A 9,629-nucleotide genomic window follows, 5' to 3' on the forward strand; every position below is an offset into this window, starting at 1 on the left:
AGAACCCCGCATTGCCCTGCTGATTCCCTGCTATAACGAAGCGTCCACCATTGCGCGGGTGGTGGCGGATTTTCAGGCGGCCATCCCGGCCATCCAGGTCTACGTGTTCGACAACGGCTCGGAGGACGGTACGGCTAATATCGCCCGCGGGGCGGGTGCAGCCGTGCAGTACGTCGCCCAGCGCGGCAAGGGCAGCGTGGTGCGGCGCATGTTCGCCGATGTCGAAGCCGATTACTACATCATGGTGGATGGCGATGGCACGTACGACGCGGCCAGCGCCCCGCGCATGCTGGCGCACCTGGCTGAACAGCGGCTCGACATGCTGGTGGGCAGCCGCTCGGACGCGGGCGAGGCCGCGCACTACCGGCCGGGCCATCGGGCCGGCAACCGGCTGCTGAGCGGGGCGGTGCGGCATATATTCGGGGGCGCCTTCACCGACATGCTGTCGGGCTATCGCGTGTTCTCGCGGCGCTACGTCAAATCCTTTCCGGGGCAATCAGCCGGTTTCGAGATCGAGACCGAACTCACCGTGCACGCGCTCGAGATGGCCATGCCCTGGGATGAGCTGCCCACGCCCTATGGCGCGCGCCCAGCGGGCTCGACCAGCAAGCTGTCCACCTGGCGCGATGGCCTGCGCATCGCGGCCACCATCGTGCGCCTGTACATGCTCGAGCGCCCGCTGGTCGTGTTCGGGCTGCTGGGATTGCTGCTGTGCCTGCTCGGCGTGGGGCTGGCGGTGCCGCTGTTCATCGATTACGCCCACAGCGGCCTGGTCCCGCGCCTGCCCACCGCCGTGCTGGTCACCGGCCTGTGCGTGCTGGGCCTGCTGCTGGCCGCGCTGGGGGTGGTCCTCGATGCCCTGGCGCGCGCGCGGCGCGAAATTCGGCGGCTGGCCTATCTGGCGGTGCCCTGGGGTGCGGCTGAAGGCCAATTACATCGGCCCGCCGATCTGATCGGTGAAGATACAGAATGAATCTTAGTGAAACAGCAAGACAGCAAATCAGAGAGGCGTCGCCACTTCTTTTGCTCTTGGTCGGGCGCATGACCATTTATTTGCTCTTTGAAACGGGTTCATCGTGGTCGGGTATCGCGGTCTATGTCAGGCTGTTGTTCTCTCTTTTGATGTTTTATTTCATTGCCTGCTTCATTCACAGGGTTGCGGCAGCGCTTTCGGTGCTTCTGATCGAGATGCTCCTGATTCAGGCCAACCATGTGAAGGTCAGTGCTACCGGTGTGCCCATCGTCGCCAGCGACATAGCAGGGTTGGACCGCAGCCTGTCCTTGGTCAGCGGCTATGTCACCCCAGGTATACAGATCACCGTCGTGGCATTGGCGATCATCGTTTTTCTGGGTTGGCGATACCGGCGGCGAAGCTGGCGTGAGTTTTTTGGGAACCTGCCCCTGGGCTTGCTACTGCCGTTATTGGTTGGGATGCTGGCATTCAGTAACGGTATGGCGGCGGGTATGGTGCGTAATGGGCTTTGCCGCATCCAGATATGCCATGTAGCCTGGCGGCCACTGGTCAATGTGGCCATGAACGGCCTGCCCGCTCAGTTGGTCATGACATCCGAGGCGGTCGCCGTTCCAGAACGCGGGCCACACTCATTCTATGAAGAACGGCGGTCCGGCCTGCTGACTGCAAATCAACCAGACGTACTGTTGATCTTGTGTGAATCGTGTTTCACGACATTTGATCAACGGTTCCGTACGCCCATGTTCCAGTTCGTTGATCAGGGCTTTACCCCGTTCACGTTGCTGAGTCCGGTATATGGCGGCAATACGGCAGAGGCAGAGTTCGAAACCTTGACGGGCTTGTCGTCCGCCGTACTACCGGGAATCGAATATCAGAATTTTGCAGAACGCTTTCGGTCTGACAGTGAGACATTGGTCAAACGGTTTGCTGACAGCGGCTATGCAACAATCAGTCTGCACAATTATTTTGGCGGCTTCTGGAGCCGCGATCGGGTGTATCCGCGCTTTGGCTTTCAGGAGTCCATATTTTTAGAGGATATGGGTTGGGAATCCGCCAGCGACCACCGGCTTCCGCCCGACAAAATCCTGTTTGACCGCGCTTTGGATCGCTACGAAAATGCCGCGGCAGACCAGAAAATGTTCATGTATCTCATCACCATGTTTACCCATGGCGATTATGCAGATCAAGGCGGCGATCATGGCCGGGGTGATTATCTGCGGCGGATGAACCAATCCATGGGAGAGTTGGCGGCATTTCTCGTCCAGATGGAAGGCGCAGCCCAGCGCCGGAAACGTCCATTGGCCATCGTCGTATTCGGTGACCACAAACCGGCCCTGTCCAGAGTGCTTTTTGACGTGAAGGTATTTCCGCCAGCGCTGTTTGGCGCAAGCGATCTCCAGGACAGCAGCTTCGAACTCGATTGGGATCCGGCCCCCGAACAGTGGAAGATACGGTCGCAGGCGACCGCCTTCGTACGGTTGGCAGATCCGGAAGCGAGCCAGGCATTGGCTGACCGACTGGATGATCTGCCCATGTTTTGCTTGCCCGCCGAGCTCGCCTCGCTGACGCCAGGTAATGACGATGCGTTCTGGGAGGGTGTCAATGCTATCTGTCACCAGCCGAAGGACAGTCTTGTACGCTATCGGGGCGATTTATGGCAACAGGAGTTTCCCCTGGAAATTTATGCTGAACGGTTGTTTTGATCAGCCGTTGCGACCGCTTGCCTGCGCAAGGCGGCACAGGCTACGGGTCATGGGATCAATGTCGGGCCGGTGACCGCGCTGTCTGCAACGCATTCAAAATTTCGTTTTCCAGTTGCCCTGTGGCCACGCACTGGGTCGCCCGGTCGAACCCCGGAAAGCGCCCGGCAGCCCCGCTGCTGAAGGTGATGGTGTCCGAATATTGGGGGTAGTCGCGCTGGGTGGCGTTGCTGATGCGCACGTGGCGCGTCAGCTGGTACTGGACTTGTACGTCGGCGCGGGTCGTATTTTTATCGATCGCTTCGAGCTGCACGTGCGCGGTGCTGTCCAACGCCATGCGCCGGTCTACGTCGTAGATGTTGCCCAGCATCAACTGCTCGTAGCGCTGCTGCTCGGCCGCAGCCGGAAATTCATAGGTGCGCACGATCTTGTCGCGCAAGGTGGCCGCCATGCTGTCGATGGTGCCGCAGTCTACATAGCGCTGCGGCAGGCCCGCCACCGCCAGCGTGATGCTGGCCGTGGCCGGGTTGGCCTGCTCGATCGTGTAGCCGTGGCCCTTCAACGCCTGCAGGCTGTGGTCCCAGCTGGCCGGCAGCCCATACGGCAAAAGCAGGCTGCCCGTCTGCACCGCCGGTACGGCGGGGGCAGTGTAGGTCAGGCGGCCGGCACAGCCACCCAGCAGGCCGGCCATCAGGGCAAACAGGGCGATGTGGCGTATCATGACGGTATCCAGAAATATCTGTTTCAAAAAACAACAGCTTAGACCAAGCCAGTGGGGCTCGCAATCAGTTCAGAGATAGGGAAAGCACGGGCGGCATTCCCTGCAAGTATTTGATGTTCGTCAATTTATAGGTCATCAACTGTTGTTTTTAGGGGATGCGTATACTATCTTACGTGTCGTAATTTCGTATAATCGACCCAATATCGGGGTTTTCGGGTCCAGTTCGGGTCTGAGCCCATTTTTAATGCTTGACCAATACAGGAGCAAGGCTCATGTTCGCTACCGTTTGCCGCAAGGTGTATGTTGCTGCCCAAAACCTCAAAGATGATGCGCGCGGTGTATCGGCGCTTGAATATGCCATCCTGGCCGGGTTGATTGTTGCTGCCGTTGTTGTTGGTGTAGGCTTATTCAGTAACGCTTTGGAAAACGCTTTCACTATTTTGGCCGGGAATGTCACCACTGCGGTTGGCGGGGGCAGCTAATTGGCCCTGAAAAGATGAAATAGGCTGAAAGCGTCTTTCTGCTCTAGGCTTGTCAAACGGTGCCGGTATCAGTCCTCTTGTTGCTGGTGGTGGCACTGATTCTTTGTTCCCTGGCTATTTCTGATCTGCAGTCCAGGCATTTGCCCAATCACCGGGTATTTGCCCTTGGATTGCTCTATCTGCTGTATGGTCTGTGGGCGATCCCATCGACGGGTTGGGGGGCCATTGGCTGGCACGTGGTGGCCGGCCTGCTCGCCTTCGTTGTTCTTTTTGTCCTTTATGTGCTCGGTGCGATGGGCGGCGGCGACGTCAAGCTGGGTGCCGCCGTCTACTTGTGGGCCGGCCCGGCCGGGGCGTTTCCGGTGACCATCATCATCACCTGGCTGGGTGCCTTGCTGGCCGTGATGGGTTGGCTGGTCGATCGGCCTGGGTTACAACGCTTTACCAATCGCCCCTGGCGCTGTATAAGTAACGCTGTTTCTGCCCAAAGGGGCGTGCCTTACGGGCTGGCGCTGGCGGCGGGTGGCCTGTACGTGCTGTGGCGGCACGCCCTTCTTCTGTAATTGGGTTGATCCATGTCCTCCGCGCTCAAGTTCGTCCTGATATTGCTGGCGGCCATCATACTGGCCATCGGCGCACGGATCCTGTACATCAACAGCCAGACCCCGCGCGAGGTGGCCGACCCCGACGTACGCCTGTTGGCCGTCACGGGCGATCTGCCCGCCGGTCTGCTGCTGCGCGACAGCGACCTGGCCTGGCAGCCCACACCAAAATCCAAGGTACCGCGCAATGCCCTGGTCGAAGGGTCTTCGCAGGCAGAGGTTGCCGGGGCCCTGCTGCGGCAGAAGCTGGAAGCCGGCAGCCTGCTCAAGAGCACCGACATCATCCGGCCCGATGCGCCGGGTTTTCTGGCCGCGGCCCTCAAGCCGGGCATGCTGGCGGTTTCAGTGCCGGTCGATGACGTATCGGGCAACGCCGGCCTGATCCAGCCGGGCGATTATGTCGACATGATCCTCACCCAGCGCCTGGGCGGGCAGGGCGATTTCAACCGCGGTGAAAAGCAGGTGGTCAGCGAGACCGTGGTCGAGCAGGTGCGCGTGATCGCGGTGGGCTCCAGCTTCCAGCGCAGTACGGATGACGCGGGGCCCATCCGTGCGCGCACCGTCACCATCGAAGTGCGCCCGCGCATCGCCGAGGCGGTGACGGTGGCGTCCGAACTCGGCAGCCTGTCGCTGGCCCTGCGCAGCTTTGCCCGGGCCGACAAGCACGTGACCGACCAGGATGAAGAGGCCTCGGTGCTGGCCTGGGACAAGACCCCCCCCGATGGCTCGCGCGGCCCGGTGTGGGGCAGCGATGTCTCGCGCGCCCGGCAACGCTTGCAGCCCGAAGCCCCGCCCCCTGCACCAGTGCCCGTGGCCGAGCCGGCTGCCGCCGAGCAGCACAAAGCGCCGGCGCGGGCGACTATCATACGGGGGATGGATAGCCAGGTTGTGGAGTTGAATCCCGATGCATAAAAAAATCCATAAGCGGGCCTGCGCTGTGGCCGCCCTCGGGCTGGCTGCCCTGCTGGGCGGGCCCGGGGTGGCGCAGGCGCTGACGCTGGCCATCGGCGCGGGCGACATGCTCAGCATCCCCGATGCGCGCACCGTGTTCGTGGCCGACCCCGCCATTGCGGACATCCAGATTCCGGCCGAGCAGCAGGGCGACCTGCTGACGGTGCTGGTCATGGGCAAGCGGGCCGGCACCACCACCCTCTATGCGCTGGACGACCAGGGCCGCCAGCTGAAGCACGAATCCATCGTGGTACGCCACAACGTGGCCGAGCTGCAGCAGATTCTGCGTCAGCGTTTTCCGGCGTTGCGCCTGGGGCTGGAATCCGCCCCGGGGTCGCTCATGGTCACGGGGTCGGCGCCCAATGCCGAAACGGTCGAAGCCATCGCGCGCACCATCCAGCCCTACCTGGGCGAGGCCGACAAGCTCATCAACCGGGTGGGCATCGACAGCCCCACGCAAGTCTACCTGCGGGTGCGGGTCACCGAGATGTCCAAGGCCATCACGCAGAAGCTAGGCATCAACTGGAACGTGGTGGCCAGCCCGGGGCAGTTCGTCACCGGCCTGATCGGCGGGCGTACGTTTTATGATGGCGCGGGCGGGTACATCGCGGCCACCGAGGGCTATTCCCTGCTGGGCGGCTACTCCAAGACCGGGGCGCCGGCCCAGGCCATGATCGATATGCTGGATCGCGAGAACTTGATCACGGTGTTGGCCGAGCCCAACCTGACGGCGGTTTCGGGGCAGACCGCCAGCTTCCTGGCCGGGGGTGAATTCCCGGTGCCGGTCAAGCAGGACCAGGACACGATGAGCATCGAGTTCAAGCCCTTTGGCGTGTCGCTGGACTTCACCCCCACGGTGCTGGCCGATGACCGCATCAGCCTGAAGGTGCGCCCGGAAATCAGCGAACTCGACCCATCCGCCAGCATCGTCATGGACGGCCTGTCCATCCCGGGGATCCGCGTGCGCCGGGTCGAGACCACGGTCGAGGTGGCCAGTGGCCAGAGCTTTGCCATTGGCGGCCTGCTGCAGAACAATATCAGCGACCAGGTCGACAAGATCCCCGGCCTGGGGAGCCTGCCGGTCTTGGGGGCGCTGTTTCGGTCGTTGGACTACCGCAACCACAAAAGCGAGCTGGTGGTGATCGTCACGCCCTATCTGGTGCGGCCCACCAGCCCGGACCAGCTCACCTCGCCCGTCGCCAGCATGCGCGCCAACAACGACATCGAGTTCGTGCTCGAGCGCAGCATCGGCTACGATCCCTTGCAAGGTTCGGTGCCGCGCCTGAGCGGCACGGCCGGCTTTGTCTACTGAGGGGGGGCCAAGATGCGTGCTATTCGGCTACTGCGTATGGGGGGAGTGCTCGGCCTGTCGCTGGGGTTGGCCGCCTGTGCATTCCCCAAGCGCGATTACAGCCTGGTGCCCGATGCCAACGTCATTCAGGTCCAGCTGCAAGACGGCCGCTGGGTGGCGCTGCCGCCGCAGTGCAACACCTTGTATACCGAGCCGCCGCGCTCCGTGTACGACAGCCGGCCCCAGGCGGCGTTTGGCTGCGCCACCTACACCAATCTGGCCAACAGCGTGGCCAATCCGCGCGATCTCGTCCAGCCGGCCCCCTATGCGGGGCAGCAGGCCGACAATGCGGCGGCCGCCGTCACACGCTACCGCGAGAACCAGGTGACGCCACTCAAGGAAACCCGCACCACCAAGTCCGGACAATAAAGAGAGTCGTCATGGCCACTGTCGCCAAAGTCAGAGAGACCGATCGCCTGTACGCTTTTGCCGCCTTCCTCGAAGACCGGCACAGCCAAGAGGAAATGCAGCGGGTCATGGATGTCGACACCGTCAGCGACACGCTGGTGGCGGCGGGCGGGGTGGACGCGGCCATCGCCTGGCTGCAAAAGCAGAACAAGTCGCCCCAGCGCCTGCTGGTGGATATTTCGGCCTCCGATCGCGCGCTGGACGACCTCGACCGGCTGGCCGATGCCTGCGATCCGTCGGTCATCGTCTACGTGGTGGGCGAGCGCAACGATGTGGGGCTGTATCGCAATTTGCTGGTGCGCGGCGTCCAGGACTACCTGGTCAAGCCCCTCAGTGTCGAACTGATACGCCGCCTGCTGATCCAGGAGCGGTCCGACGTGCGCCAGACCCGGCATGGCCGCTGCGTGGCGCTGATGGGCACCCGCGGCGGGGTGGGCACGTCCACCGTGGCGGCGCATCTGGCACGCGCCCTGGGCCAGGGCGGGGTGCGCCGGCGCGTCGTCTATGTGGACCTCAACGTGTACGATGGCACGGGGGCCGGCATTCTGGGGGTGCCCGGGGGCACGGCGCTGCTGGACGTGCTGGGCAACATCGATCGGCTCGACCACCAGTACCTCGAGCGCTCGCTGGCCCAGGCCGCGCCCAACCTGTTCGTGCTGGCCGCTGAGCTGGATTATTCGGATGAGTTCAACCCTTCGGCCGATGCCTTGCGCCGGCTGCTGGAAGCCCTGACGCAATACTTTCATTACGTGGTGGTGGATTTGCCCGTGCGCCGGGGGCGCTGGGCCAACGAGGTCCTGGCGCGGGCCTCGCTGGTGGGTCTGCTGGCCGATCCATCGGTGCATTCGGCCCGCGTGCTGTCCCGTCTGGCGCGCCACATCGAATCGCGCCCCAAGTCGCCCACGGTGCTGCCGGTACTCAACCACCCCTGGGCGCCGTCGCGCAGCCAGGTGCGCGATGCGGATTTCAAGGAAGTCAGCACCCACCCTGTCCGCATCACGATCGCACACGATCCCAAGGCGCCCGTGCTGGCCGAAAACCTGGGGCAGGCACTGCCCGCCGGCAGTGAGTTTGCCCGCGGGGTGCGCGCCCTGGCGGCCTTGGTCACGGGCGAGGCCCTGAAAACCGCGCAGCAGTCGTGGTGGCGGCGCGCGCTGGGAGGGCGGTGATGAAGTTCGGGCGCAGGAAACCCCAGGCGGCCGCCCCCGCGTCGCAGGCTGAGCAGGCGCCGGCGCAGCCGCTGTCCCTGGCCACCGGCCTGCCGCCCGAGTCGGGTGGGCCCGACAGCCCCGACGCCACGGTCTCCCTGGCCCGGGCAGCGGCTTCGCCCCAGGGCCTGGCCGGGGTGGGGGGGGTTGTGGAACCGGTTCGTGTCGAACCGGTGCCGGTTCCTGCGCCCGTTGCCCAGCCGGCAGCGGCCAGCGCCGAGCGCGGCGCGTCCAGAACAGCCATCCAGATGGCGTCGGAATCCGATGCATCAGAGTCCGACGTGCCCGAACCCGTGGTGGCACTGCGCCACTCGAAGGTGATCAGCGCCCCCACGCCCACCCGCTTCAACGAATCGGTGGTGCGCTCCGAGCATTATGGCCATATCCGCCAGGCGGTGTTCGGCGCCATCGACGTGTCCACGGCCTTGTCGCAATCGGCCGAGGCCATGCGCACCGAGATCGATGCCATCATCGACGAGACGGTGCGCAGCGAAAACCTGCCGGTGACCATGTCCGAGCAGCGGCTCATGCGCCAGGAAATCCTGCACGACATGTTCGGGGTGGGGCCCATCGAGCCCCTGCTGCAGGATGAAAGCGTCAGCGACATCATGGTCAATGGGCCCGACCAGGTCTACGTAGAGCGCTATGGCAAGCTCGAGCTCACTGCGCTCAAGTTCCGCGACAACGCCCACGTGATCAACGTGGCGCAGCGTATTGCCTCGACCATCGGGCGGCGGGTGGACGAAAGCAGCCCCATGGTGGACGCCCGCCTGCCCGACGGCAGCCGCGTCAACGTGGTGCTGCCGCCGCTGGCCATCGATGGCGCATCCATCTCGATCCGGAAGTTTTCCCGCAAAGACCTCACCCTGCAGCGCCTGGCGGCGCGCGGCAGCCTGTCGTCGGCCATGTCGCGGGTGCTCGAGATCGCCGCGTCCTGCCGCATGAACATCGTCGTCTCCGGCGGCACGGGCTCGGGCAAGACCACGCTGCTGAACGCGCTGTCGCGGCACATATCGCCCGACGAGCGCATCGTCACCATCGAGGACGCGGCCGAGCTGCAGCTGCAGCAGCCGCACGTGGTGCGTTTGGAGACCCGGCCCCCCAACCTCGAAGGCCTGGGCCAGGTCACGCAGGGCGACCTGGTGCGCAACGCGCTGCGCATGCGCCCGGACCGCATCATCCTGGGCGAGACCCGTGGCCCCGAGGCGCTGGACGTGCTGCAGGCCATGAACA

At 63.9% G+C, this 9,629-nt stretch carries 10 protein-coding genes; 9 read left to right on the top strand and 1 reads right to left on the bottom strand.

The genetic code is table 11. From position 1 onward, the window contains the following. Positions 1-10: 10 nt before the first annotated feature. Complete coding sequence (locus tag WCZ84_RS12735) at positions 11-973, top strand: glycosyltransferase (RefSeq protein WP_372686662.1); 963 nt, start codon at positions 11-13, stop codon at positions 971-973. Continuing rightward, entirely contained in the window at positions 970-2,676 is a 1,707-nt protein-coding gene (locus WCZ84_RS12740; RefSeq protein WP_372686653.1) for an LTA synthase family protein, read from the top strand. The genes WCZ84_RS12735 and WCZ84_RS12740 overlap by 4 nt, the downstream gene beginning before the upstream one ends. Before the next feature lie 55 nt (positions 2,677-2,731). Here WCZ84_RS12740 and WCZ84_RS12745 read toward each other — a convergent pair whose 3' ends face one another. Continuing rightward, positions 2,732-3,394, bottom strand: a complete 663-nt coding sequence (locus WCZ84_RS12745) for a hypothetical protein (protein ID WP_372686654.1) — start codon at positions 3,392-3,394, stop codon at positions 2,732-2,734. 272 nt (positions 3,395-3,666) lie between these two features. On the opposite strand from WCZ84_RS12745, the gene WCZ84_RS12750 reads away from it, so the two are divergent. From WCZ84_RS12750 to WCZ84_RS12780, 7 genes are all read left to right on the top strand, one after another. Next, the gene (locus tag WCZ84_RS12750) at positions 3,667-3,876 is read left to right on the top strand and encodes a Flp family type IVb pilin (RefSeq protein WP_372686655.1); all 210 of its coding nucleotides are present in this window, start codon (positions 3,667-3,669) and stop codon (positions 3,874-3,876) included. A 59-nt stretch (positions 3,877-3,935) separates the two neighbouring features. Further along, a complete protein-coding gene (locus tag WCZ84_RS12755; protein WP_372686656.1) occupies positions 3,936-4,439 on the top strand; it encodes a prepilin peptidase in 504 nt (167 codons plus the stop codon). Positions 4,440-4,451: 12 nt separating this feature from the next. Next, a complete protein-coding gene (cpaB, locus tag WCZ84_RS12760) occupies positions 4,452-5,390 on the top strand; it encodes a Flp pilus assembly protein CpaB (protein ID WP_372686657.1) in 939 nt (312 codons plus the stop codon). Next, entirely contained in the window at positions 5,383-6,741 is a 1,359-nt protein-coding gene (locus WCZ84_RS12765) for a type II and III secretion system protein family protein (protein WP_372686658.1), read from the top strand. The genes cpaB and WCZ84_RS12765 overlap by 8 nt, the downstream gene beginning before the upstream one ends. Before the next feature lie 36 nt (positions 6,742-6,777). Then, positions 6,778-7,149 carry a CpaD family pilus assembly lipoprotein gene (locus tag WCZ84_RS12770; RefSeq protein ID WP_372686659.1) on the top strand — a complete coding sequence of 124 codons (372 nt, stop codon included), beginning with the start codon at positions 6,778-6,780 and terminating at the stop codon, positions 7,147-7,149. An 11-nt stretch (positions 7,150-7,160) separates the two neighbouring features. Beyond that, complete coding sequence (locus WCZ84_RS12775; RefSeq protein WP_372686660.1) at positions 7,161-8,357, top strand: CpaE family protein; 1,197 nt, start codon at positions 7,161-7,163, stop codon at positions 8,355-8,357. Further along, on the top strand, positions 8,357-9,629 hold a 1,273-nt coding region (locus WCZ84_RS12780; protein ID WP_372686661.1), incomplete at its 3' end, for a CpaF family protein. The genes WCZ84_RS12775 and WCZ84_RS12780, both read left to right, overlap by 1 nt.

It is taken from the genome of Castellaniella sp., from assembly GCF_041675725.1.
GTDB lineage: Bacteria > Pseudomonadota > Gammaproteobacteria > Burkholderiales > Burkholderiaceae_B > Castellaniella.

Bases quoted from the DNA above. Each gene is read 5' to 3' on its own strand.
- WCZ84_RS12740 (WP_372686653.1), top strand. From the start codon at position 970: ATGAATCTTAGTGAAACAGCAAGACAGCAAATCAGAGAGGCGTCGCCA.
- WCZ84_RS12745 (WP_372686654.1), bottom strand. From the start codon at position 3,394: ATGATACGCCACATCGCCCTGTTTGCCCTGATGGCCGGCCTGCTGGGT.
- WCZ84_RS12750 (WP_372686655.1), top strand. From the start codon at position 3,667: ATGTTCGCTACCGTTTGCCGCAAGGTGTATGTTGCTGCCCAAAACCTC.
- cpaB (WP_372686657.1), top strand. From the start codon at position 4,452: ATGTCCTCCGCGCTCAAGTTCGTCCTGATATTGCTGGCGGCCATCATA.
- WCZ84_RS12765 (WP_372686658.1), top strand. From the start codon at position 5,383: ATGCATAAAAAAATCCATAAGCGGGCCTGCGCTGTGGCCGCCCTCGGG.
- WCZ84_RS12770 (WP_372686659.1), top strand. From the start codon at position 6,778: ATGGGGGGAGTGCTCGGCCTGTCGCTGGGGTTGGCCGCCTGTGCATTC.
- WCZ84_RS12775 (WP_372686660.1), top strand. From the start codon at position 7,161: ATGGCCACTGTCGCCAAAGTCAGAGAGACCGATCGCCTGTACGCTTTT.